A 24,943-nucleotide genomic window follows, 5' to 3' on the forward strand; every position below is an offset into this window, starting at 1 on the left:
AACTTTAGTATGAAGTTGTTTCAAAATCTATCAATAGTATTCTGTTTAATATTGATTTTATCATCTTGTTCTTCAAAAAAAAATAAAGCTGAAACGTCTAAATTTTTAGATTCTAGTTATAAAATAGATAAACCAAATATCATTTTCTACCTCGCCGACGACCAAGACGTTTACGATTATGGGTGTTATGGCAACGAAAAAGTAAATACTTCGGCTGTAGATAGATTAGCCAAAGAAGGCATGTTGTTTACCAATGCCTTTACAGCTCAGGCTATTTGCGCACCTAGTAGGTCTCAGTTGTTTACGGGAAAATATCCACTTAAAAATGGCTGTTTTGCAAACCATACAGCTACAAAACCGTCTATAGAAAGTGTGACATCTAGAATGAAAAGCTTGGGTTATGAAGTAGTACTTGCAGGAAAAAGTCATGTAAAACCAGCTAGTGTATACCAGTGGGATAGAGAATGGCAACCCGTTCCCAAAGAAAACGTGCCAAGAGATTACGTGCCTTTAGATAGTATTGAAGCTTATTTTAAAACAACAGATAAACCGTTTTGCATGTTTATTACCTCTAAATATCCACATGGTAAGTACTTTGATGTCGAAAATCCAAAGGCCGAAAACCTCAAGTTTTACCAATTTGATCAGAACAAAAAAAATAGCGAATCATACATAAAAAGTAGAGCAGGTTACTATCGAAGTATTGAAGAAGATAACACACAAATAGAAGCGGTGTTAAAGTTTGTAGATGCTCATTTAGACGAAAATACTTTGTTTATTTACAGCGCAGACCATGGTGTCTCGGGAAAGTTTGCAGTAAAAGACATTGGATTAAAAGTACCTTTTGTAGTACGTTGGCCTAAAGTTATCAAAGCAGGTGCTACATCCAATCAACTCATTCATTATACAGATGTTTTGCCAACATTTATGGCCATAGCTGGAGGAAAGCCAACCGAAGATATCGATGGAAAAAGCTTTTTGCCACTTTTAAAAGGCGACGATGTACAAGTTAACGAATACGTTTACGGTGTAAGAACCAATCAAAATATTTTAAATTCTGAAGTATTTCCATCAAGAATGATTCGTAATCAAGGTTATAAGTACATCAGGAATTTTAATTCGATAGAAGTTGTTGAACAGAATTTAACGGGAAAGCCCAATGTCGATTATTTTATCAAACGAGGAGCAAACGCATTCAAAAATGAACCTTTTGAAGAATTATACGATGTGCAAAACGACCCGTTTGAGCTACATAATTTAGCTAAAAACCCTGAACTTAAATCAATAAAAGAAGAGTTGACAAAAGGCCTGTTTATATGGATGGAATCTCAAAATGATTTCCTAAATGAAGAAAAAGGAAATATGCCTCTAATAACTCCTAAAGGAAATAGAGGGTTTAAGTTAGATAAAGATACGCCTAGAAGAAAAATTCCAGATTCCATAAAAAACACTTTAAACATAAAGGATTACACCATAATAGAACATTGGTAAAATATTTAAAAATGAATAAAACACTCATATTTGTATTAAGCTTGTTTTTATCTTTAATGTCATGTAAAGACGAAAAGAAGGCTCTGAAAGTAACTCAGCAAAAAACACCAAAAAATATCTTATTTATAGCTGTAGATGATTTGCGGCCAGAACTTAATTTTTATGGTGCAAATCATATAAAATCGCCAAACTTAGACAAACTAGCGTCAGAGGGCTTAGTGTTTGAAAGAGCCTATTGTAATGTGCCAGTTTGTGGTGCATCTAGAGCAAGTTTATTAACGGGAATGAGGCCTACAAGACATCGTTTTATAAACTATAAAACCAGAGCAGATATTGATGTTCCTGATGCCATTTCCCTGCCAAATTTGTTAAAGCAAAATGGATACACCACTATTTCCAATGGAAAAATTTACCACAATAATGAAGATGATGGTCTAGCTTGGAGCAGTAGGTGGTTTCCAGAAGGCAATATTCGAGACTACCAAATTGAAAAGAATGTTAAGGATAACGCTGGTTCTGGTCAAGCACAAGGCGGTGCCATTTCTCATGAAATGGCCCAAGTTCACGATACCGCATATTTTGATGGAAAAATAGCCCAAAAGGGAATCGCTGATTTACGTGCATTGAAAAACAAAAAAGAGCCTTTCTTTCTGGCCTTAGGGTTTATGAAACCACACTTGCCATTTAACGCTCCAAAAAAATATTGGGATTTATACGATAGAAATAACATTGAACTTCCCGAAAGTTATGTTCAACCTAAAAGCACACCTCGAAAGGCATTTCACAATTTTGGAGAATTACGCCAGTATAATAATATTCCAAAAAAAGGTGATTTACCTGAAGATTTAGCTAAAGAACTCATTCATGGCTATTATGCCTGTGTAAGTTATATAGATGCACAAATTGGTTTAGTTTTAGGTGAATTAAAACGTTTAGAGTTAGAAGATGACACCATCGTGATTTTATGGGGAGACCATGGATGGAATTTAGGAGATCATAAATTATGGTGTAAGCATGTTACATTTGAAACGGCTCTAAGAACACCACTCATTATCAAAGTTCCTGGAAAAACTAAAGGTGAAAAAACAGATGCCATTACTGAATATATAGATATTTATCCTACCTTAACAGAATTGGTTGGTATAAAAGCCCCAAAAACAATTGAAGGCACAAGTTTTGTTCCCATTTTAAATGGAAAAACTCCAGAAAAAAACTGGGCGGTTTCTAAATTTAAAGATGCCGTTACGCTGATTAAAGGCGATTTGTTTTATACAGAATGGACTAGTGATGATGGGGTGGCTTATGCCCGCATGTTATTTGATCATAAAACCGACCCCTTAGAGTTGGATAACCTCGCAGAAAAACCAGAATATCAAGATACGGTTGAGGCACTCGCTAAAGAATTGCGAGCTAAATGGGGAAAAGATTTTCTTAACTAATTAACGGCATTAATAAACAGTTATGCATGCTATAAAACTACCCTTAAAGGTTGAGAACGAATTAAAAAAGGTGTCTAAAGTTGCGGGATATTTATGGCAACGTGAATGGGCAGAACGAAATGCAGGAAATATTTCAATAAACTTAACATCATTTTTTAAAAATGAAGACCTTCAAGGTATAGGTAAAGAAGTGCCTTTTAATTTCCCCAAAGGGTTGGGTGGTTTTGTAATATATATAACAGGTACTGGCTGCTATTTAAGGGATTTGGTCGATCAAATTGAAGAGGTATCCTGTATATTACATATCAACAAAAGCTCTGATGCCTATTCCATAATATGGGGAGGAAAACGAACTGATTTTGCACCTACTTGCGAGCTTATTTCGCATTCAAGCATTCACCTTTTTAATTCAATTAACCAACCAGAAAACTTGGCAGTTGTGCATACGCATCCGCTAGAACTAATATGCCTGAGTCACCATGAATTATTTGATGATGAAGAAGAATTGAATAGACAGGTGTGGATGATGTGTCCAGAGGTTAAGGTATTCGTCCCAAAAGGCATTCATTGTACGCCTTACGCGTTATCCAGTACCGCAGATTTGGCTAAAGTTACTATCGAAGCTTTTAAAAAAAGAAACGTATCTTTATGGGAAAAGCACGGTGCTACAGCAACCGCACCAGATGTTGAAAAAGCATGGGACTTTTTGGATGTAGCCAATAAGGGCGCCAAACTTTTGATGATGTGTTGGTCAGCAGGTTTTAAACCAGCAGGACTTTCAAATGCGCAGTTAACAGAATTAGAACAGTTTACATAAATTTCGTTTTAATTTTAGTGAATAAGTAGTCAGTTAAATGCATTATATTAATATTCAAAACGAAGTGATATAATAACATTATGAAAATAGTTAGTACTTCAATTTTAGCACTATTGCTACTGGTAAGCTGTATTGAGTTAAAACAAAACAAACCGTTAGATACAACCTATTCTAAGAAATTGGTTAATAAGCAACCATTGGTTGTACAGTTTATTATTGATGGTTTGATGAAAGATGCAGTAGAAACTGCAATTGATGCAGGAGCAGAGCACTTGAAATATTTTGCAGAGAACGGAGTTGTTGTTGAAGAAGCTTATTCTAATAGTCCTGTTGGAAGGGTAAAATTACCCGATGGAAGTGAACCTTGGAGAGGAGCGTCTCCACCTAATATTGGAATGCATACAGGAACCCACGTTTTTGAAACACAACATTTAGATGATATCTTTTTATCAGCAAGAAGAAAAGGAATTAAATCTGTTTATGTTGGCGGTCATACTTTGTATGATGTGTTTACCACAGCAGATACCCATTATGCAGAAATTATGCCAGACCAAAAGGTTGTAGAGCTTGGTATTAAACACATCAAAGAAGATGGCGCTAGATTGGTACGATTACATTTGCAAGAAATTAGAAGCTCGTGGAAAGGCCCAGAAGGAAAAACCAATCCAGATTCTAAGTATATAATGGCCATTTTAAATGTAGATGAGCAACTAGGAAGATTAGTGGATTTTTTAAAAAATGAAGGTTTATGGGAAAATTCATTTTTTATTATTTCTGCCGATCATGGCATGGGAATTTTGAAGAAAAGTAATCATCTTTCAGAACAACTTTCTTCTTGGCAGATTTATATGAATTTTTATGGACCAGGTATTAAAAAAGGAGCAACCATCCCTTATGCAGAATCTCCTGATGTAGCTATAATGACCAACCATTTTATGGGTTTGCCAGCACTAAAAGGCTATACTTCTAAAGTAGATTACCTTAAGCAATCTAGTACAACGGGAACTTTTCTTAAAAATATTTTTGATGGAAACCCTGAAAGTTTAGATCACCCTAAATGGATAAAAACGTATCTAGATGAGAATGCTGGATCTCCACCTAACGATTACCTTCATTATAGAGAGGCGATGCTAAGTTTTATCAATAATTAAGTTTTTAATAACTTGAAAATAATTTCTTTATGAACCATTATAAACAAAAATTGAAATCACAAAGCATAATAATACTTTGTGCTATATTGTTTGGAGGCAAGTTCTTTGGGCAACAACTAGAACGTCCTTTTATTTTCGTAAAATCTAGTGAACGTAATCAAATCCTTGAAAAAATAAATGCCCAACCATGGGCTAAACACATTTATGATACGCTGAAACTTACCTCGGATGCTGAGGTTAAAAAATTTTATAAAGACCCATCAGTATATATCAAACAATTGCCCTTTGATTGGTCTAAAAAACAACAAAATGATTATCCACCATTTTTTAAAACAACCCATATACGGAATGGTGTTCAAGAAAACTTGGATAATGCTACCGAGGAAGACTGGAAACCTGCCGAACTTTTAATTACACATTTGCAAGTGGCTTTAGATTGTGGTACCATGTACTACATCACCCAAGATGAGAAATATGCTTATGTGGCAAGCAGTATTTTATATTCATTTTTAAAATCCGTACAACAATCTGAGGTGTCTACTTGGCGTCATAGAGGCGGTTGGTTATTTCCGTATGATGGCTTTCGTGAGGTACGAGTTATAGGGTATAGATTACCGTTAATTTATGATTTTATCCATCATTATCTAAAAGAAGAGGGAAAAGCTTTTGATATCCTTAAAGACAAAAACGTGAATTTTCCTTTTGATGAGGCTCAAAAAGTGTTTAAGGCCTATGCAAACATAACGGTAAATTATGGGCAATCGGGCTCAAATCATAGTGTTTTAGAAGCACCAAGTTTGGTGTATAATGCCTTGGCGATGGATGATGAAACGGATCGAGAAAAATGGTTATCCTATTTCTTCACAGAAAGTACCGAAAACCAAGATGCCTTAAACGTTATGGTTAAGAATTATAAAGATGAAGGTGATATCTGGCCAGAAACCTCTCAATATTTAAACCATACCACATCCATTTTATCAAGATTGATGTTGGTATTAAATAAATACGATCCAACTCTAAAATTGGGGGAAAAGCACTCCAATGTTTTGCATGCTTTACCACGACTAGATTATTTTGTATATCCTAACAATGAAATTGTGCGTTGGGGAGATGGACACAGGCATGCTCATGTGCCTTATGAAGCTTATGATGATGCCTATGCTGTGGCTAAAATGGATGGGTTAACGGACATTCAAAATAAATTTGCACCACTGATTAATAGGGCAATGCGCAAAGGGAAATATAAAAGAAAAGGGGTTGAGGCTTTGTTTTGGTACGATGGTAGTTTTGATAATGCATCTACAACTATAGACTTGTCGCGGACGGATAGAGTGTATCATGCTGGTATTGTTTTACAGCGTAATTTAAGTAGCACCAAAAATCCCAAAGAAGGGTTGATGTGTTTTGTTGGTGGTGCGCACATGGTGCATGGGCATGCGGAAGGTATGAATATTGAATTATACGGTGAAGGACAAGTTTTAGGAGTAGATAACGGCCGAAATCGCTATGGTGTTGATCTTCATGAAAACTATTCCCGAATTTTTGCTGGGCACAACACCGTTATTGTAAACGGGAGTTCTCGAGGTGAAGGCGGATGGGTTGATTTAGAAATCAATAAAATTAAATTGATTTCTATGGAGCCCGAAGTTGGTAAAACAGGGGTGTCACCATACCATTCTTTTAGTTTAACAAGTTTTGAAGACGATAAAGGGGATAAGGCTGAAGCCACACAAGAACGCACCTTGGCTTTAATTAGAACCTCACCAACCACGGGGTATTATGTAGATGTATTCCGCTCAAAATCCAGACTACCTAATGAATATCACGACTACTTATATCATAATATTGGGGATGAACTGGTTTTCGACAATGAGGATTTGGATTTTAAAGAAACACCTGATAGATATATGGCGAATGCCAACGCGCCATGGATACGCAATAAACAATATAGACACCCGGGATGGCATTTCTTCGAAGATGTAAATACATCAAAATCGTATGCAAGTGATGTAAAAGCCACATTTCATACTAAAAAATTAGAACAAGGCGATATTTTTATGCAATTGCATATTCCAGGTTTTGAAAATAGAACCTATACCAAAGTAATGGCGCCAACAACTTTCGAGTCTCCCGAACCTTACGATAGTTTACCAACACCAACCTTAGTCATTAGAAAAGTAGGCGAAGCATGGAAAGACCCATTCGTGGTAGTTTTTGAATCCTACAGCGAAACAGAAACGCCATCCATTCAATCCGTTACTAAAATTGAGCAGAACGGGTTATACAAAGGCTTAAAAATTGTGAGTAAAACACCTTCGGAAACTTTAATTCAGTATGTAATTACGCAGTCTAAAAATGACATCTTTCAAAATGAAGCATTAGATATTTACTTTGAAGGGACTTTTGCAATAATCACCTTAAATGCAGATGAAACCTTAAAAAGTATTTATATTGGAGAAGGGCAAAAACTATCTTATAAAAATGAAGTTGTTACTACAAATTCATCAAAATCCTACTATAAAGATTATAGTAAATAATTCTAATAACAAACACTATTTAAAATGAAACAATTACTTATCTTTTTATTATTGATTACTGTTTTTGGTTGCCAAAAAAGTACTAACGAAACCTTGCTTTTTGTGGGTAGTTATACTGATAAACAACCAGGTGAAGGTATTCATGTTTACCAGTTTAATAACGAAACTGGAGAAAGTGTTTTAAAGTTTACTTTGGATAGTATAACAAACACCTCTTTTTTAAAACTATCTGATAATGGAGAATATTTGTATTCTGTTGTAGAAAGCCAAATGACACACCACGGTAAAGTGGCTTCATTTAAAGTAGATGCCAAAAATCAAAAAATAGATTTAATAAATATGCAGGACTGTGGAGGCCTTAACCCAGTACATTTACAAATTGACCACACTGGAAATTATTTGACCAATTCAAATTACTCCGATGGAAGTCTAAGCTTATTTAAGATTAATAAAGATGGAAGTCTTAGTGCGCCAAGTCAAGTACTAAAATTTAAGGATAGCAGTATTATAAAAGGGCGTCAGGATAAGTCTCATATTCATTCGTCATATTTTTCACCTGATAATAAGTACTTGTTTGCTCAGGATTTAGGAGCAGATAAGATGAGAAGATTTAGCTTTTCGGATAAGGATAATGGTGTATTAGAAAATGAAATGGATATTAAAGCTAAACTAGGTAGTGGCCCTAGACATTTTGCCTTTCATCCCAATGGAAAATTTGGGTATTTGGCAAACGAATTGAGTGGTAAAGTTGATGCGTATCAATATAACAATGGCAATTTGGTTTTTATAGAAGATTACCTTTCTTACGGTCAACAACAAGATATTTATAGAACAGCGGATATTCATACCTCACCAGATGGCAAGTTTTTATACGTTTCAAATAGAGGGCCTGAAGAAGATACCATAACCGTGTTTCAAATCAATCAAGAAAACGGCAAACTAACTTTGGTAGAAAGAACGGATACGGGAGGCCAACACCCTAGAAATTTTGCGATTCACCCTTCAGGAAAATATTTGTTAGTTACAAACATGTTTACCGATAATGTTGTTGTGTTTCAGAGAGACTTAGAAACCGGAAAATTAACAAAACTAGATAAGGATATAAAAGTGAAAACGCCGTCTAGTGTTCAGATATTCACCTATACTATTTCGGAGTAAAAAACAAAATTTGTGATGGTGAAATAGGCAGTCCACTTCTTAAGCGGTTTATTGGTAGCCCAAATATTCAATTTTGTTCAAGTTACGCTTGGTATTTTGTTCATAAAGTTCGTAAACCAATCCGTCTTTAAGGCCTACTTTAGGCACCAAAATTTGATCGCTACCCATTTCTTTCATCACTCTTAGGTATATTTCTGATGCAGGTATGATTACATCGGCCCTATCTGGATTCATTTTAAGGATGGACATGCGCTCCTCGTAGCTAAACTCTTTTACATAAGCTCGCAATGCTTTAAGCTCAACATACGAAATTGCCATGTTCGATGCTTTATTGGCTAATTTGTACAAGCGGTTGATATTACCACCCGTGCCAATGCCAATTATATTTTTTGATTTGTAGAATGGCGTGGCGCGCAACCACTCTCTTATGGAATTAAAAACCTCCGCTCTTTCATCTGCGGGAAGCTGGCGCACCGATCCAATTTTAAAAGAGTGATTTTCAATAAGCTGTCCATTTTCAATCAGGTTGAGTTCTGTACTACCTCCCCCTACATCAATGTGCACGTACTTTTTGTCGCTTAAAATGGGCAAAATAGCTTTGTTTAATATGCTGGCTTCCTTTTTACCGGGGATAATGTCTATTTTTAAACCTACAGTATTGTTTATGGCCTGCTGAATTTTATCCCCATTAACAGCCTCACGCATTGCCGATGTGGCTACGGCATAATAGCCTTCAACCTCATAAAGATCGATCAGATGCTTAAATGTGCTCATTAATTTTATGAACTTCTCCTCGGTAGCTGGGGAAATTTCTCCTTTGGAAAATACGTCATGGCCCAGGCGCAAGGGAAACCTCAGCAATTGCAGGTTTTTAAAACTTACCAAATCTTGGTCTTCATAAACTCTTACCACTTGAAGCCTTATGGCATTGGACCCGATATCAACTGAAGCTAGTTTCATATGCGTACAAATTTTAAATGGTTACATTAATCAATAAATATAAAAACAATTATTTCAAAGCATTAAAACGTAGGGCTTCTAGTGTTCCAATTTTCAGGTGAGGCAAAATTGGCTACAGCGATTCTCTTTCAACAAAATTAAACGGGACCTTTACTTTAATTCCGCAGGACTTATTTAAAATAATCTCGGCCGCTGATTCACCCATAACCTTGAAGTCTGTCGAAATTGTAGTGATACCAAGTAATTCCTTTAGAGGCGTTTCGTTATAAGAAATTATGCCAATATCTTTGCCAAGAATGAACTCATCCTCGCGTAATTGCTTAACAAGGCTTACCAGATCGGATTCTTCAATGGTAATAAATAAATCGCCACGCTTCAAAATCATATCATCATATACCTTGTCTAATACCTCAAATTCGAATTTGTGCTCAACACAAAACTTCCTGAAACCGTGTAAAATACGCCTAGGATAAGGGTAAACGGCTTTCTCGGGGTATATCAATACAAGCTTTTCGTATCGCTTAATTTTTTGAAGGCCCTCTGTCAATGCAAAGTAAATGTCATTTTCAAAGTCTTGATAAATTTCATTTGTCTTTCCGTTAAAGATGGGTTTGCTATTATCGAGTAAAATGAATTTTTCGGGGGGCAAGGATAGTAATTTTTCCAAAACTTTATCCGTAAAGCTAACATGCTTTAAGTCCTCTGCCTTAAAATGAGGCATAATTACAAAATAGTCATATGCCGCCTTATTTTTATCCAATAAATTAAGAAACAAAGTTTCATCACAATGATACACATGCAAATCGGTATGGGAATTGGCACCAATACTGTTGATGAAGTAGTTGTAAGCTCTTAATTTATAAGTGCTTAGCTTATTGATTAGAAAAAGTATGTTGACTTTGGAAATTAATTTGGTCCTGGTTATGTAGAACCCTTTTCCGCGTATTGAGGTAATTATATTGCGCTCCTTTAATATGCTATAGGCCTTTTCGACAGTATCACGAGATAAATAAAACTCTTCGCTAAACATATTTATGGATGGGATCTTTTGATCCATCGTCAAGTTTCCAATTGAAATATTATGGATAATTGAATCTATAATCTGCTGGTATTTTGGCACCCTAGAGTTTTCATCAATCGTTATGAATTTCATCATTTCCATTAGGGAGGGAGATTTACGAGTCAAAAATTTTAATTATTGTAAAGTAAAACTTTTTTTTGAAAAAATTCAATAAAGAAGCAACTCTTTATGGAGTTTTTGTATATGAATATGGCAGTATGTTCTGCGGTAAAGAGATTTGCCAATCTACATTGAATTCCTATTAGTAAACCTGAAAGGAACTTTAACTTTACCTTTTTTATTGTCCAGAACCATATGAGCTGTGGCTTCTCCCATTAACTTAAAGTCCGTGGATATTGTTGAAATGCCCAGAAGTGCTTTTAAGGGTGTTTCGTTGTATGATATGATACCAATATCTTTTCCCAGAGAAAGTTTCTTCTCCTTTAATAATCCCATTAAGTTTATCAGATCATTTTCTTCAATTGTGATGAACAAATCCCCTTTAAACAGGATCATATCGTCATGTACCTTATCAAAAATATCAAAATCTAAATTATGCTTTACGCAAAATCTTGTGAAGCCTCGAGTAATTCTTTTTGGATACGGATGTACAGCTTTTCTGGGGTATATTAGGATTATCTTTTTGTACCGGGCTATCTTTTTCACCCCTTTGTTAAGTGCATTGAAAATGTCCTGTTCATAATCCTCATAAACCGTAATTGGGTTATCTTCAATTGGGATTTGTGCGTTACCCATAATCACAAGTTTGTTCCGGGGAATTTTACTCATGGCCTGGGTTACATCTACTGTTGTACTCGTATGTTGTTGGTCTTCCGTTTTAAAGTGGGGCATAATAACGTAATGGTCGTAGGTCCTTTTATGTTTTTCCAATAAATTCAGAAAGAGGGATTCGTCACAATGGTAGATGTGAAGATCGACGTAAGCGTTGGGGCCAATACTTTTCATAAAGGAATAGTATATTTCCATCTTGTACCAACTCAATTTATTAATGAGAAATAAAATGTTTAGCTTGTTGATCAGTTTGGTTCGGGAAATATAAAAGCCCTTCCCTTGTATTGAGGTAATTATATTACGTTCCTTAAGTATGCTATAAGCCTTTTCTACGGTATCTCGGGAAAGATAAAATTCTTCGCTAAAACTATTGATTGAAGGAATCTTTTGGTCCATCTTTAGATTTCCCATTGAAATATTAAGGATTATCGAATCAATAATCTGCTGGTATTTGGGCACCCTAGAATTTTTGTCAATCTTTATAAACTTCATCATTTCCTTCAATATTTTAATCTCGATATTCTAATAAATAAAGTTGCCACGCCAACATTTTGGGAGTTATGCCTTTTAGGCTGGCATATCGCTGATGAAAACAATAATTTAGAATATGGGCCTATCATAATTCATATAATTATAGTTGCAAAAATATAAAAGAAACTGATTATTAAACTTCCGACAAAAATTATTATTGATTGTCTCTCTGTCCCTTAGATTTATTGTTGGTTCTTATGGTGCTAATTCTGTTTCTTCCTGTCACAATGGCCTTAGTTTAAACCAAACATTTTTGGCAAGCACATTTTAAGTGACGGAATCGGGAAGTTATTTTTAAAGGAATTGGGTTGCAAAGTATTCCGCAAGACAATGTTTAAAATGTGTGTCTAAAACAGTTTTGCTATCAATGGCGCCGCAAACGGTACAGTACAGGATAGGAATGTTTGTCCCCTACAGTATTTTTGGTTTTATAACTTATTTTAATAAAAAAAATGAAAAACACTACAAAAACCTTCGAATATGTCGATTACCTATGGGATGAAGAAAAAGCGGCATCTTTGGGCGACAATCAAGTAGAATTATTTCTCTACCGCTCAAATATTTTGGGAGCCGATTTAAGAATAACAAACTACGGTGGCGGAAATACAAGTTGCAAGACAATTGAAACTGATCCATTGACAAACGAAGAGGTCGAAGTAATGTGGGTAAAAGGTTCTGGTGGTGATATAGGAACTCTAAAAAGATCCGGTATCGCTGGATTATATACCAAAAGGCTTAGAGACCTTAAAAATGTGTATCAAGGTCTGCACGATGAAGACAGGATGGTAGGGCTTTTTAACCATTGTATATACGATTTGGATAGTAAAGCACCATCGATTGATACACCTTTACACGGTTTGTTGCCATTTGCACATATAGATCACCTGCACCCAGATGCACTGATTGCCGTTGCAGCAGCCAAAGATAGTGAGAAGGTTACTAAAGAAATTTGGGGAGATACTATGGGCTGGGTACCATGGCAAAAGCCAGGGTTCGATTTAGGTCTGCAATTGGAAAAATGTTTAGCCGATAATCCTGGAATTAGGGGCATTGTTCTAGGAAGCCATGGATTGTTTACTTGGGGAGATACATCCTACGAGTGTTACATTAACAGTTTGGAAGTTATTGAAATGGCTTCTGACTACATTGCCAAAAAAATTGAAGCTGGTGGACCAGTTTTTGGTGGCGAAAAAGTATCAAGCCTTCCTAAAGATGAGCGTGTGGAAAAGGCAGTGCAATTAATGCCATTGCTAAGAGGCTTGTGTTCTTCTGAAAACCGGATGATAGGGCACTTCTCTGATTCTGATGTCGTAATGCAATATATCAATAGTCATGATTTGGAGCGTTTGGCCCCAATGGGTACATCTTGTCCTGACCACTTTTTAAGGACAAAGATTCAGCCTTTAGTTCTGGATTTAGATAAAAATGAAGACTTGTCTGATACGGAAGCTGTTTTAAAGAAATTGGAACCTGCATTTGAGGCATACCGTCAGGAGTATGTTGATTATTACAACACGTGTAAAGTGGATAATAGTCCAGCAATTCGAGACGCAAATCCTGTAATCATTATTTATCCGGGAGTTGGTATGTTTAGTTTCGCTAAGAACAAGCAGACTACGAGAGTAGCCAGTGAGTTTTATATCAACGCCATAAATGTAATGCGCGGAGCGGAGGCTATTACGTCTTACACGTCTTTACCAAGGCAAGAAGCATTTAATATTGAATATTGGTTATTGGAAGAGGCGAAGTTGCAGCGTATGCCAAAAGAAAAGCCATTATCGCGTAAAGTGGCATTAGTTACTGGTGCTGGTGGTGGCATAGGTAAGGCAATTGCTGATAAATTGGCTGCGGAAGGTGCAAACGTTGTGCTGACCGATATCAATGAAGAAGCACTTATTGAGGCCAATGGTACTTATGCACGGGATGTTTCCGCTTATGCCATCTGCGATGTAACTAATACTGAATCTATAGCAAGTGCCTACAAAAAGGCCGTTATGGAGTTTGGTGGTGTAGATATCGTGGTACACAGCGCAGGTTTGGCAATTTCAAAACCATTAGAGGATACTACCGATAAGGATTGGAATATTTTACAAAATATTCTTGTTAAAGGTCAGTTTGATTTGGCCAAGCAATTTTCAGCTATCACGCGCAAGCAAGGTTTAGGTGGAGATTACATTGCTATAGCAAGTAAAAATGGATTAGTTGCAGGGCCAAATAATGTGGCTTACGGTACGGCAAAGGCAGCCCAACAGCACATGGTACGCCTTTTGGCGGCCGAATTGGCAAAAGATAAAGTTAGGGTTAATACCGTTAACCCTGATGGCGTAATCGTCGGAAGCAAAATTTGGGAAGGTGCTTGGGCCGAGGGTAGAGCAAAAGCTAACGGTATTACTGTAGAAGAGCTGCCAGCATTTTATGCAAAGCGCAATTTATTGCATGAAATCATTACCCCAGATGATATTGCTAATGGTGTATTCTCGTTAGTAGGTATTTTGGATAAGTCCACCGGTAACATTATTAATGTAGATGGTGGTATGGCAAATGCCTTTGTACGATAGGATCAAAAAAAAAATTATTTAGGCAATAATTTTAGTAGTTATTTAGTATATTTAGTAAAAAGATAGCTTCCACAAATTACCATAAAATTTGTGGAAGTTTCTTTTCCTTTTTTAGAACCAATCCAATCATTTTAGAACCAGTCCAAAAATTATGAAAATTAGTAAAGAGCAAGTTTCAGAGTCAAATAAATCGGGTGTACAAAATCATAACGAAAATTTCGATTTTTTATCAAACAAGTTAACAAATCAGGGCCACGACGTAAATGCCATCGTGTCTAAATTGGCCACTTTTCAGGTAGCGATACCAAGTTGGGCCTTAGGTGCAGGGGGAACACGTTTTGGGAGGTTCTCATTTTATGGTGAGCCTTCAAGCTTAGAGCAAAAAATAGAAGACATTGGAATAATTCATGGTCTTACACAAACAGCAGGTGCCGTTTCATTGCACATTCCTTGGGACATTCCTTCGGACTACAATGCCATAAAGGAAAAAGCAGATGCCTTGGACATTAAATTTGATGCCGTAAATTCCAATACGTTCCAGGATCAGGAAGATGCTTCGGAATCATACAAATATGGTTCTTTAAGCAATACAAGCAAAGCTGTTAGAGATCAGGCTATCCAACATAATTTGGATGTGATTAAAATAGGAGATAAATTAGGGTCCAAAGCATTAGCGGTTTGGTTGGCTGACGGTTCTTGTTTTCCGGGCCAAAATAATTTTCAAACCGCGTTTCAAAATACGCAGGATAGTCTAGTAGAAATTTATAAAGGATTGCCCGATGATTGGAAAATGCTTGTAGAATATAAGCCTTATGAGCCTAATTTCTACAGCACGGTAATACAAGATTGGGGAGCTTCTTTGATGTTGGCCAATGGTTGTGGTGATAAGGCCTATACACTTGTAGATTTAGGTCACCATTTGCCAAATTCAAATATCGAACAGATAGTTTCCATACTTCAACTAAAGGGTAAACTGGGAGGTTTCCATTTTAATGATAGTAAATATGGTGATGACGACCTGACAGTTGGAAGCATTAAGCCTTATGCTCTGTTCTTGATTTTTAACGAATTGGTGTATGGTATGCAAAACAATCCACAAAATCCAGATTTAGCTTGGATGATTGATGCAAGTCATAATGTAAAAGATCCTTTGGAGGATTTAATTCAATCACTTGAAGCAATTCAAGAGGCTTATGCAAAAGCAATGTTAATTGACCAAAATGCTCTAAAAGCCGCACAACTAGATAATGATGTTGTAAAGTGCCAAGAAATACTGCAAGGGGCTTACAGAACAGATGTTAGGCCATTGTTGGAAAAAGCAAGGTTGAACTCTGGAGGCGCTTTAAGCCCAATACAATCCTATCGCTCTTTAGACGTTAGGGGAGGACTTATCAAAGAAAGAGGAAAGCACACTATTGCCACAGGTTTATAAGTATGAAAAAAGTTACGGCAGTTTTTGATATAGGCAAGACTAATAAAAAGTTTTTCCTCTTTGATAAAAATTTCAATGAGGTCTATACAGAATACACTTCGTTTAAAGAAATAGAAGATGAGGATGGGCATCCAACGGAGAATCTTGGCGAACTAAGGACATGGGTAAAGGAAGTATTTGATAAGTTTCTAAAATCAGATACTTATGATGTAAAAGCCATCAACTTTTCTACCTATGGGGCAAGTTTTGTACATATTGACGAACAGGGCAATCCTCTTACACCACTTTACAATTATACTAAGCCTTTAGACGGAAAAGTTGTTGATGCTTTTTTTGAAAAATACGGGCCCAGGGAAGAATTTTTGAAGAACACGGGGTGTACCGAGTTAAGTATGCTTAACTCTGGCCTCCAACTTTTTTGGTTAAAGTATGAAAAGCCAGAGGTGTTCAAAAAAATTAAATATTCGTTACACTTACCGCAGTATTTAAGCTTTTTGTTTACGGGTATTCCAGTTAGCGAATATACAAGTATTGGTTGCCATACCGCCCTTTGGGACTACTCAAAGAAGGACTATCATAGTTGGGTTTACAGTGAAGGAATAGACAAAATCCTGCCGTCGATTGTGTCTACTGAAACTAGCATAAATATGAACTACGATGGGCATCGTGTAAAAGCAGGTGTAGGTATACACGACAGTTCTGCCGCCCTTTTGCCCTATGTACGGAGTATCAACAAAAAATTTGTATTGGTTTCAACAGGAACGTGGAGTATTGTTTTCAATCCCTATTTTGAAACTTCAATTGAAGAGCAATCCTATGATAAAGATACCTTGAATTACATGCGTATCAATGGAAGACCAGTCCGTGCAACAAGGCTGTTTTTAGGCAACGAGTACAAAGTTCAGGTCGCATATCTTTCTAAGCATTTTGGAGTAGATGATGACTATCATATGAAGGTGAAATTTGATTATGACACCTACTATGAAATTGTAGAGGATTTCAAGCATTGCTTTAAATGGGAGAGTATCGAAGGCGAAAATATGCCAGAACAAACATATATGCCCTATACGGAGTTTGAACACGCCTACCATCAACTTATGGTAGAGCTGGTTTTAATCCAAATCAAGTGCATCAAGGATGCTTTAGGAGGAAACAATTTTGCAAGAATTTATGTAGATGGTGGATTTAGTAATAATGATATTTATATTAAACTTTTATGCCATTATTTTAGAGATAAGAAATTGAGCACCACGGATGCTTCTTTAGGATCTGCTTTGGGAGCTGCCATTTCAATTTCTGACAACAAACTAAACTCCAAATTTTTAAAGAAGAATTACGCCCTTAAAAAACATGTGCCTTTTATTGTAAAGGCATAGTTGACTCGTTATATCGTTGCGAGAAAATAAATAATTAATAAACCAAACAATATAGTATTGAAATGTCAAAAAACATAAAATTAGTTCATCCAAGAGATCAAATTACAGAAATAATAGACCGAGTTTATAAGCGAGGTATGACCACAACTTCTGGAGGTAATATATCTATTATAGACGATGAAGGCGATATTTGGGTTACACCTTCAGCCATTGATAAAGGATCTTTAAGAGCATCCGATATTATTTGTGTAAAAAAAGACGGAACCATTATAGGGAAGCACAAGCCTTCTTCTGAGTTCCCGTTCCATAAAGCTATTTATGAAGCTAGACCAGATATTAAATCCGTAATCCATGCGCATCCACCGGCATTGGTGTCGTTTAGTATTGTGCGTCAAATACCCAATACAAATATTATTTCTCAAGCAAAGCATGTTTGTGGACCAATTGGATATGCAAAATATAGACTTCCAGGCAGTGAAGATTTAGGCGAAGTAATTGCAGATGAATTTAAAAAAGGTTTTAAAGCTGTTATAATGGAAAATCACGGCACCGTTTTAGGAGGAAGCGACTTAACAGATGCTTATGAGCGTTTTGAAGCCTTAGAGTTTTGTGCAAATACCATTCTATATGGCTCTCAAATTGGAACCCCTAGATATTTGACTGATGACCAAATTGATGAATTTGAATCGCAGGCAACGGGAGTTCTCCCAGAAATGGATAGCACTAGTTATACTTCAGAAGAGGTTGAAAAGCGATTGGAAATCTGCAAAATTGTCCAACGTTCTTGTGAACAAGGCTTAATGATAAGTTCTTATGGTACAGTATCTATGCGTTGGAAAGACAACGATTTTTTAATAACACCAACTGGAGCGAATAGATGGGATTTAGATTTAGACGATATCGTTCAAATAAAGGGCGGGAAGCGAGAAGCTGGCAAAACACCTAGTAGAGCGACTTGGATTCATCAGGAAATTTATAATAAAAATCCTGATGTGAATTCGATAATCATGACCCAGTCGCCTTATTTAATGGCTTTTGGTGTAACTGGTACTCATTTAAATGTAAGGACGATTCCTGAAAGCTGGATTTTCTTACAAGACATAAACTTCTTGAAATATGGAGATCATTTCAGAAAAAATAATAATTCAGAAATGGTTGAGAATTGCGCAACGGCATTGATTATCGAGAATGATTCTGTAATTGTTACTGGAGATAAATTATTACAAACATTTGATTATCTGGAAGTTGCAGAATTTAGTGCAAAATCAATTGTTTTAGGCCATTCCCTTGGGGAAATGGTGCCAATAAATGATGAACAGGTAGAAGATTTAAGAAAGAAATTTTTGACTTAAAATATGGCGATAAGTTTTGATACACGTTATCCATCAATAGATGATCTAAGAGCTAAAGCTCAAAAGAAGATTCCAAAGTTTGCATTTGAATATCTTGATGGAGGGTGTAATGAAGATGTTAATTTAATTCGTAATACGGCTGAGCTAAGAGAAGTTCAGCTTAAGCCAAATTACTTAAGAAAACACCATGGCTCATCTTTAAAGACTAAATTATTCGGAGTTGAATATGACGCACCGTTTGGTATTGCGCCAGTTGGACTTCAAGGTTTAATGTGGCCTAATTCGCCCGAAATATTGGCAAAGGCAGCGTTTGAGCATAATATTCCTTTTATCTTAAGCACGGTAACCACTACTAGTATAGAGCGGGCCAGCGAATTGACAGAGGGAAAAGCGTGGTTTCAATTGTACCATCCGGCCGAGGATTCATTAAGGGATGATATTATTAATAGGGCCGCTGCAGCGCATTGCCCTGTTCTCGTCATTCTGTGCGATGTCCCTACGTTTGGTTTTAGACCAAGAGATATAAGAAATGGATTGGCTATGCCACCTAAAATGAATCTGGCAAATATTTTAGAAGGATTTACACACCCACACTGGAGTTTGCAAACTTTAAAACATGGTATCCCTAATTTTGCAACCCTGAAACCATATATGCCTAAAAATTTGGATTTAAAGCAATTAGGTAAATTCATGGATCAAACCTTTAGTGGAAGACTAAATGCTGAAAAAATAAAGCCTATCCGCGACATGTGGAAAGGTAAACTTGTTTTAAAAGGTGTAGCATCAGAGTATGATACCGAAGAGGCAATCCGATTAGGATTAGATGGTATTATTGTGTCCAATCATGGGGGGCGTCAATTAGATGCAGGTCAATCAACAGTTAAGCCATTATCAACTATTGCTGAAAAATATGGAGATAAGATTGAAGTAATGATGGATAGTGGTATTCGTTCGGGGCCTGATGTAGCAAGAGCCATGGCAAGCGGTGCTAAATTTACATTCATGGGGCGCTCATTTATGTATGGCGTTTCCGCATTAGGTAAAAAAGGAGGTAACCATACCATTTCTTTGCTGAAAACAGAACTGCAACAAGTGATGGATCAACTATGTTGCGAGACCACCAGTGATTTCCCAAATCATTTAATAAAGTAGATTTAAATTTTTTTAGGTATCAGATTATTAACTAACTAAACAATATATTATGAAACATTATAGGCAATTTATTAATGGTCGGTTTATAGATTCAAAGGCCACTTCGGTAATTGAGATACTAAACCCTTGTACAGAAGAAGTCATTAGCACTATATCAACAGGGACGATAGAAGACGCCAATAACGCCTTGGAAGCGGCACAGGCATCACAACCAGCCTGGGAAGCTTTACCAGCAATACAAAGAGCAGCTTATTTGCACAAAATGGCCGATGTTATTAGAGAAAACAGAGTGTTTTTAGCTGAAACACTGTCTAGAGAACAGGCTAAGGTTATTGGTTTAGCTCAAGTTGAAATAGACGTAACAGCTGATTATTTTGATTATAACGCAGGTTGGGCAAGAAGAATTGAAGGCGAGATTATTCAAAGTGATAGAGAAAAAGAACATATCTATTTGCACAAAGTACCAATTGGGGTAGCAGTAGGTATTTGCCCTTGGAATTTCCCATTTTTTGTGATGGCCCGTAAAGTTGCGGCTTCGTTAATCACAGGGAACACTTGTGTTATTAAACCTAGTTCTGAAGCGCCAAATACTATTATGGAGTTTGCGGACCTTATTCAAAAGATTGATTTACCTGCCGGTGTTTTAAATTTTGTTTGTGGCGCAGGTAGAACGGTTGGAAATGCTTTGTGTGGAAGTCCAATCACAGGCATTATCAGTTTAACCGGTAGCGTGGGTGCAGGACAAAAAGTAATTAGTGCGGCAGCCGAAAATATCACAAAAGTTTCTTTGGAACTAGGAGGTAAGGCTCCTGCCATTGTTTGTGCTGATGCTAATATGGAGTTGGCAGTAAATTCAGTTGTATCTTCTAAAGTTATTTTTAGTGGACAGGTTTGTAACTGTGCCGAACGTGTATATGTAGAGGATAGCATTTACGATGAATTTGTAGATAAGCTAACCAAGAAGATGAGCGAAGTTAAAATTGAAGAGGCTTTAACAGGAACTGATGCTGATATGAGTAGTCTGGTGTCTAAAGATCAGTTGGATAAAATTACAGAAATGGTTGAGTTTGCCAAGAAAGAAGGTGCAGAAGTACTCGTTGGAGGTGGACAGCCAGATAAATTTGACAGAGGCTACTTTTTCGAACCAACTTTAATTACGGGCTGTAGTCAGGATAGTCAAATCATTCAAGAGGAAGTTTTTGGTCCTGTTTTGCCAGTAATGAAGTTTAATACTTTAGATGAAGCCATTGCAATGTCCAATGACACGGAATTTGGTTTAACATCATCCATTTTCTCTGAAAACTTCAATAACATCATGAAAGCTACAAACGGCCTTCATTTTGGTGAAACTTACGTTAACAGAGAGCATTTTGAAGCCATTCAAGGATTTCATGCTGGATGGAAAAAGTCTGGTATAGGAGGCGCAGATGGTAAATATGGTATGGAGGAATATTTACACACAAAAGTAGTTTACGCTAAATACTACTAGAAATATCATATAGTACATAAAAAAAGCTCAGCTAATATTTAATAGCTGAGCTTCTTTGTTTTTTTAATATGAGTGTTAGTTAATTTTTATTTGAAAAGTTAAGCATCCAATCAACACATTCAACATGACTAAATAGCATTTTATTTCCTTGTGGATGATTGGCACCAGGAAAAGCAATAAACTCTACATTTTTATTACCTGCGGCCTTTAAAAGGTCGGTCATTTTTTTTGCTGATGCTACGTTTTTACCATCTTCACCACCCACCATACCATATACAGGGAAATTAGCAAGTTTAGTAAAATCGTCATTTTCCGAAACACCACTAAATCCTCCTAGTGCTGCCGCCGCAAAACGTTCTGGAAATTGCTGTATCCATTCCCATATACCTCGTCCTCCCATACTGTGACCTATCACATAAATACGGCTTTGGTCTATTTGAGTGTAATGCTCAAGAATATAATCTAGCATAATATTCAAAGTATTAGGATCCCATTTTTCAAAAGAGTTGGGTTCTAAAAGGATTAAATCTTTACCGGCTAATTCGGCAAGTGAGAGCCCCTTGACTTCCGAAGAGCGCTGAAGTTGCTCTTCAATACTCCATGTTTTTCCACCACCGCCGTGTAATGATATGAGAAGTGGTAGTTTGCCTCTAGTTTCCTTTTTTGGGAAAGCGATAAAAGCAGTCTTTTTTAACTTTCCTAATTTGGGTTGTAAGTCTTCAGGCCAGTGTAAAAGACTTACTTCCATGTTTTTGAAAGTGTCGTTAATGTCATTAAGTATCTTTTCAATATCAGGTGTTTGCTGAAAACTGGTCAGCAAAAGAAAAGTAAATATGCCGTAAACTAGTTTTTTCATTATTTAAAAATTTAAATTAATTTTTGGTATTCTTAATAATTTCGTCTTGAAATAGTTATGCTATTCAATTTCTATTGACAAAATTTTAAACCAATATAACTGTCAAACTCATAGCACCATGGGCACCAACCACAAGACATTGCTCAATATCTGCTGTTTTAGAAGGGCCTGATATAAACACGCCAAAATCCCTGTCTCTTTCAGCAATCTTATCATAAGCGTCCAGCATGTGCAAGCAAATATTATCCTTTTTCAGAATAATGACCAAATCGTTTGTGATAAAAGGCAGTACGCGTACTATGCTATTTTTGGCAGAAACCCAAACAGCACCATTTTCTGCAACACCAAGTTCTGCTTCAATAATAGCCAAATCCACGGTTTCAAGATTATGCGGATCCATGTTTTTATCAACCTTGACGGTTCCTAAACTAGATTTATCCGTTGTTGAAACGATTTGTGACTTATCGGGGTAACTTTCCTTTATCAGTGAATCTATAGCCCCTTTATTTGCTTCAATAATATTTCCCCCTACGAGGGTAATATTGTTTTTAAACCTTTCAATTAAATCGATGTCTTCCATAAAGACAGATACATCAATTTCTGGAAGTGGAAGTAGTTCTGGCCTGTTCGCTTTTACAGATTTCAATATATCTTCTCTACCCATTTTTTCGTCTTTTTTTATACCAGTTATCAAAACTGTCGTTCTTAACCTTGGGAAGTTCTCTTGCTTTTCCCCAAGCATTCAACTTGTTGTAAATCATAAATCGCGGTGCATGCTTTAATGCAAATCGAGCGGAATTGCCTGCTATTTTATAAAGCTTTGGTTTAGATAGCACTACACCTGCCGTTTTTAAGATAGATTTTTTAACAATAGGTTGTTTGGTCTCCTTTACAATAATTTGTCGCCATTTATAGAGTTGTTCATGAATGTTTATTTTAACAGGACACACATTAGAGCATGAACCACAAAGCGTGGATGCAAAGGGCAACGAACTGTGTTTTTTCAAATCTTTTCCAGGTGAAAGAATAGAACCGATTGGTCCTGGAATTGTATAATCATAACTATGCCCGCCACTTCTTCTGTAGATAGGGCAGGTATTCATACAGGCACCGCAACGGATACAGTGTAAAGAGGCTCTAAAATCTGGTCTGCTGAGTTGTTCGGTTCGTCCATTATCAACAATAACAATGTGCATTTCCTTACCGTCTTCTGGTTTGTTAAAATGCGAAGAGTACGTGGTAATAGGTTGGCCCGTAGCACTTCTAGCAAGTAGCCTTAAAAAAACACCAAGATGCTTTTCCTTAGGGATAATTTTTTCAATACCCATACAGGCGATATGTGCTTTTGCAAGATGAACGCCCATATCAGCATTGCCCTCGTTGGTACAAACTACTACGCCACCGGTATCTGCCACGGCAAAATTCACACCCGTAATGGCCACATCAGCATTAAGGAATTTATCTCTTAAATGCTTTCTGGCTTCTCCAACCAAATAATCAGGATTACCGCCACTGGGTTTTGTGTTTAAATGCTTCTGAAACAGTACATCAACATCCTCTTTGGTTTTATGTATAGCGGGTAACACGATATGGCTTGGTGGTTCTTCTGCTAATTGTACGATACGTTCGCCCAAATCGGTATCGATTACTTCAATGCCTCTATCCTCCAAAAACGGATTCAAGTGGCATTCTTCGGTTAACATGGATTTACTTTTAACTACTTTTTTAGCATTATGTTTACTCAATATATCATTAACAATGTTGTTGTGTTCCTCAGCATCTGAGGCCCAGTGTACATGAATGCCCTTTTTTTGTGCGTTAGCCTCAAATTGGATTAGATATTCATCTAAATTTGACATGACGTGGGCTTTGATACCTGAGCCCAATTGCCTCAAATATTCCCATCCCTGAACGTTATGGGCTGATTTATCACGCTTTTCCCTAACAAACCAAAGGGCTTTATCATGCCAGTTTACTTTTGCTTCATCTTTATTGAACTCCGTAGCTTTTTGTGCGTGTCCCATAACTTAAAAGGTGCTATTTAGAATTTCGGCAATGTGCATTACCTTTAACGGTTGTTTGTTTCTGTTTACAATACCTTCCATGTGCATTAAACAGGAATGGTCGGCACCTGTAAGCACCTCTACATCACTATCAATATGATCTTGAACCCGATCGTTGCCCATTTTGGCCGAAATGGCTTCTTCAAAAACGGCAAAAGTACCTCCAAAACCGCAACACTCATCTTTGCGATTGAGCGTCATCAGTTCCAACCCTTTTACTTTATTTAATAAATCTTCTTCAGTAGAATAATGTTCGCCTTGTACCTCAGAACATTTGCCTAATTTAAGGCCTCTTAGTCCATGACAGCTTTTATGAAGTCCTACCTTATGAGGAAAAGATGCACCCAAATCGGTTTTTCCAAGTATTTTTACAATGAATTCACAAAGCTCGTAGGCATTGTTTCTTACCCTCTTTACGTCCTCCGTTTGTTCTAAAATATCGAAGTGATGCTTGATATGGTAAATGCAACTACCAGATGGGCCTACAATAAAATCGTAGGCTTTAAAATTCTTGACGAAGTGGTCACAAATGCCTTTAGAATCTTCTTCGTACCCTGAATTGCCTAAGGGTTGGCCACAACAGGTTTGGCCCTCGGGATAATACACGTCGACCCCCAGTTTTTCGAGTAGTTCCAAGGTCGCAATGCCGACTTGCGGATATAATTGATTGATATAGCAGGGGATAAATAGCCCTACTTTTATGGAGTTTGTATTCATTAAGTTTAGTAA

The 24,943-nt window shown here is 36.7% G+C and carries 19 protein-coding genes; 12 read left to right on the forward strand and 7 right to left on the reverse strand.

Going from position 1 to position 24,943, the window contains the following annotated elements; translation table 11 throughout:
* Positions 1-9: 9 nt before the first annotated feature.
* The 6 genes from ACFSR8_RS15700 (at position 10) to ACFSR8_RS15725 (ending at position 8,593) form a co-directional block, all read left to right on the forward strand.
* Entirely contained in the window at positions 10-1,491 is a 1,482-nt protein-coding gene (locus tag ACFSR8_RS15700; protein ID WP_380293756.1) for a sulfatase family protein, read from the forward strand.
* An 11-nt stretch (positions 1,492-1,502) separates the two neighbouring features.
* The gene (locus ACFSR8_RS15705; protein ID WP_380293758.1) at positions 1,503-2,930 is read left to right on the forward strand and encodes a sulfatase; all 1,428 of its coding nucleotides are present in this window, start codon (positions 1,503-1,505) and stop codon (positions 2,928-2,930) included.
* Between the two features lie 22 nt (positions 2,931-2,952).
* Complete coding sequence (gene rhaD / locus ACFSR8_RS15710; RefSeq protein ID WP_380293760.1) at positions 2,953-3,747, forward strand: rhamnulose-1-phosphate aldolase; 795 nt, start codon at positions 2,953-2,955, stop codon at positions 3,745-3,747.
* Between the two features lie 80 nt (positions 3,748-3,827).
* Complete coding sequence (locus ACFSR8_RS15715) at positions 3,828-4,898, forward strand: sulfatase-like hydrolase/transferase (protein WP_380293762.1); 1,071 nt, start codon at positions 3,828-3,830, stop codon at positions 4,896-4,898.
* A 29-nt stretch (positions 4,899-4,927) separates the two neighbouring features.
* Positions 4,928-7,435, forward strand: a complete 2,508-nt coding sequence (locus ACFSR8_RS15720; protein ID WP_380293764.1) for a heparinase II/III domain-containing protein — start codon at positions 4,928-4,930, stop codon at positions 7,433-7,435.
* Between the two features lie 24 nt (positions 7,436-7,459).
* On the forward strand, positions 7,460-8,593 hold the full coding sequence (locus ACFSR8_RS15725; protein WP_380293766.1) for a lactonase family protein: 1,134 nt from the start codon (positions 7,460-7,462) through the stop codon (positions 8,591-8,593).
* A gap of 48 nt (positions 8,594-8,641) precedes the next feature.
* Here ACFSR8_RS15725 and ACFSR8_RS15730 read toward each other — a convergent pair whose 3' ends face one another.
* From ACFSR8_RS15730 to ACFSR8_RS15740, 3 genes are all read right to left on the reverse strand, one after another.
* Positions 8,642-9,553 (reverse strand): Ppx/GppA phosphatase family protein, encoded by a 912-nt coding sequence (locus ACFSR8_RS15730; protein WP_380293768.1) that lies wholly within the window; start codon positions 9,551-9,553, stop codon positions 8,642-8,644.
* 112 nt (positions 9,554-9,665) lie between these two features.
* Positions 9,666-10,709 carry a GntR family transcriptional regulator gene (locus tag ACFSR8_RS15735; protein ID WP_380293770.1) on the reverse strand — a complete coding sequence of 348 codons (1,044 nt, stop codon included), beginning with the start codon at positions 10,707-10,709 and terminating at the stop codon, positions 9,666-9,668.
* Positions 10,710-10,859: 150 nt separating this feature from the next.
* Entirely contained in the window at positions 10,860-11,900 is a 1,041-nt protein-coding gene (locus ACFSR8_RS15740) for a GntR family transcriptional regulator (protein WP_380293772.1), read from the reverse strand.
* Positions 11,901-12,388: 488 nt separating this feature from the next.
* Here ACFSR8_RS15740 and ACFSR8_RS15745 point away from each other — a divergent pair, with 488 nt between their 5' ends.
* The 6 genes from ACFSR8_RS15745 (at position 12,389) to aldA (ending at position 21,295) form a co-directional block, all read left to right on the forward strand.
* Complete coding sequence (locus tag ACFSR8_RS15745; RefSeq protein WP_380293774.1) at positions 12,389-14,494, forward strand: bifunctional aldolase/short-chain dehydrogenase; 2,106 nt, start codon at positions 12,389-12,391, stop codon at positions 14,492-14,494.
* A 151-nt stretch (positions 14,495-14,645) separates the two neighbouring features.
* Positions 14,646-15,926: a sugar isomerase gene (locus ACFSR8_RS15750; protein ID WP_380293776.1), complete on the forward strand. Its 1,281-nt coding sequence runs from the start codon at positions 14,646-14,648 to the stop codon at positions 15,924-15,926.
* Between the two features lie 2 nt (positions 15,927-15,928).
* The gene (locus tag ACFSR8_RS15755) at positions 15,929-17,302 is read left to right on the forward strand and encodes an FGGY-family carbohydrate kinase (protein WP_380293778.1); all 1,374 of its coding nucleotides are present in this window, start codon (positions 15,929-15,931) and stop codon (positions 17,300-17,302) included.
* 62 nt (positions 17,303-17,364) lie between these two features.
* Positions 17,365-18,654, forward strand: coding sequence for a class II aldolase/adducin family protein (locus ACFSR8_RS15760; RefSeq protein WP_380293780.1), 1,290 nt, complete (start codon positions 17,365-17,367; stop codon positions 18,652-18,654).
* Between the two features lie 3 nt (positions 18,655-18,657).
* The gene (locus tag ACFSR8_RS15765) at positions 18,658-19,806 is read left to right on the forward strand and encodes an alpha-hydroxy acid oxidase (RefSeq protein WP_380293782.1); all 1,149 of its coding nucleotides are present in this window, start codon (positions 18,658-18,660) and stop codon (positions 19,804-19,806) included.
* Positions 19,807-19,855: 49 nt separating this feature from the next.
* Positions 19,856-21,295 carry an aldehyde dehydrogenase gene (gene aldA / locus ACFSR8_RS15770; protein WP_380293784.1) on the forward strand — a complete coding sequence of 480 codons (1,440 nt, stop codon included), beginning with the start codon at positions 19,856-19,858 and terminating at the stop codon, positions 21,293-21,295.
* Between the two features lie 79 nt (positions 21,296-21,374).
* On the opposite strand, the gene ACFSR8_RS15775 is transcribed toward aldA, so the two are convergent.
* The 4 genes from ACFSR8_RS15775 to ACFSR8_RS15790 all read right to left on the reverse strand — a co-directional run bounded on the left by ACFSR8_RS15775 (position 21,375) and on the right by ACFSR8_RS15790 (position 24,931).
* Positions 21,375-22,151, reverse strand: a complete 777-nt coding sequence (locus tag ACFSR8_RS15775) for a carboxylesterase family protein (protein ID WP_380293786.1) — start codon at positions 22,149-22,151, stop codon at positions 21,375-21,377.
* Between the two features lie 85 nt (positions 22,152-22,236).
* On the reverse strand, positions 22,237-22,815 hold the full coding sequence (locus ACFSR8_RS15780) for a LutC/YkgG family protein (protein WP_380293788.1): 579 nt from the start codon (positions 22,813-22,815) through the stop codon (positions 22,237-22,239).
* Positions 22,808-24,175, reverse strand: coding sequence for a lactate utilization protein B (locus tag ACFSR8_RS15785; RefSeq protein WP_380293790.1), 1,368 nt, complete (start codon positions 24,173-24,175; stop codon positions 22,808-22,810). Before ACFSR8_RS15785 ends, ACFSR8_RS15780 begins: the two co-directional genes overlap by 8 nt.
* Positions 24,176-24,178: 3 nt before the next feature.
* The gene (locus ACFSR8_RS15790) at positions 24,179-24,931 is read right to left on the reverse strand and encodes a (Fe-S)-binding protein (protein WP_380293792.1); all 753 of its coding nucleotides are present in this window, start codon (positions 24,929-24,931) and stop codon (positions 24,179-24,181) included.
* Positions 24,932-24,943 lie beyond the last annotated feature (12 nt).

It is taken from the genome of Hyunsoonleella rubra, from assembly GCF_042684665.1.
Classification (GTDB): Bacteria; Bacteroidota; Bacteroidia; order Flavobacteriales; family Flavobacteriaceae; genus Jejuia; species Jejuia rubra.

Excerpts from the sequence above, each read along its gene's own strand:
- ACFSR8_RS15730 (WP_380293768.1), bottom strand. The coding sequence starts at position 9,553 with ATGAAACTAGCTTCAGTTGATATCGGGTCCAATGCCATAAGGCTTCAA.
- ACFSR8_RS15700 (WP_380293756.1), top strand. The coding sequence starts at position 10 with ATGAAGTTGTTTCAAAATCTATCAATAGTATTCTGTTTAATATTGATT.
- ACFSR8_RS15780 (WP_380293788.1), bottom strand. The coding sequence starts at position 22,815 with ATGGGTAGAGAAGATATATTGAAATCTGTAAAAGCGAACAGGCCAGAA.
- ACFSR8_RS15760 (WP_380293780.1), top strand. The coding sequence starts at position 17,365 with ATGTCAAAAAACATAAAATTAGTTCATCCAAGAGATCAAATTACAGAA.
- ACFSR8_RS15725 (WP_380293766.1), top strand. The coding sequence starts at position 7,460 with ATGAAACAATTACTTATCTTTTTATTATTGATTACTGTTTTTGGTTGC.
- ACFSR8_RS15790 (WP_380293792.1), bottom strand. The coding sequence starts at position 24,931 with ATGAATACAAACTCCATAAAAGTAGGGCTATTTATCCCCTGCTATATC.
- ACFSR8_RS15745 (WP_380293774.1), top strand. The coding sequence starts at position 12,389 with ATGAAAAACACTACAAAAACCTTCGAATATGTCGATTACCTATGGGAT.
- ACFSR8_RS15750 (WP_380293776.1), top strand. The coding sequence starts at position 14,646 with ATGAAAATTAGTAAAGAGCAAGTTTCAGAGTCAAATAAATCGGGTGTA.
- ACFSR8_RS15775 (WP_380293786.1), bottom strand. The coding sequence starts at position 22,151 with ATGAAAAAACTAGTTTACGGCATATTTACTTTTCTTTTGCTGACCAGT.
- ACFSR8_RS15705 (WP_380293758.1), top strand. The coding sequence starts at position 1,503 with ATGAATAAAACACTCATATTTGTATTAAGCTTGTTTTTATCTTTAATG.
- ACFSR8_RS15715 (WP_380293762.1), top strand. The coding sequence starts at position 3,828 with ATGAAAATAGTTAGTACTTCAATTTTAGCACTATTGCTACTGGTAAGC.
- ACFSR8_RS15735 (WP_380293770.1), bottom strand. The coding sequence starts at position 10,709 with ATGATGAAATTCATAACGATTGATGAAAACTCTAGGGTGCCAAAATAC.
- rhaD (WP_380293760.1), top strand. The coding sequence starts at position 2,953 with ATGCATGCTATAAAACTACCCTTAAAGGTTGAGAACGAATTAAAAAAG.
- ACFSR8_RS15740 (WP_380293772.1), bottom strand. The coding sequence starts at position 11,900 with ATGATGAAGTTTATAAAGATTGACAAAAATTCTAGGGTGCCCAAATAC.
- ACFSR8_RS15765 (WP_380293782.1), top strand. The coding sequence starts at position 18,658 with ATGGCGATAAGTTTTGATACACGTTATCCATCAATAGATGATCTAAGA.
- aldA (WP_380293784.1), top strand. The coding sequence starts at position 19,856 with ATGAAACATTATAGGCAATTTATTAATGGTCGGTTTATAGATTCAAAG.
- ACFSR8_RS15720 (WP_380293764.1), top strand. The coding sequence starts at position 4,928 with ATGAACCATTATAAACAAAAATTGAAATCACAAAGCATAATAATACTT.
- ACFSR8_RS15755 (WP_380293778.1), top strand. The coding sequence starts at position 15,929 with ATGAAAAAAGTTACGGCAGTTTTTGATATAGGCAAGACTAATAAAAAG.
- ACFSR8_RS15785 (WP_380293790.1), bottom strand. The coding sequence starts at position 24,175 with ATGGGACACGCACAAAAAGCTACGGAGTTCAATAAAGATGAAGCAAAA.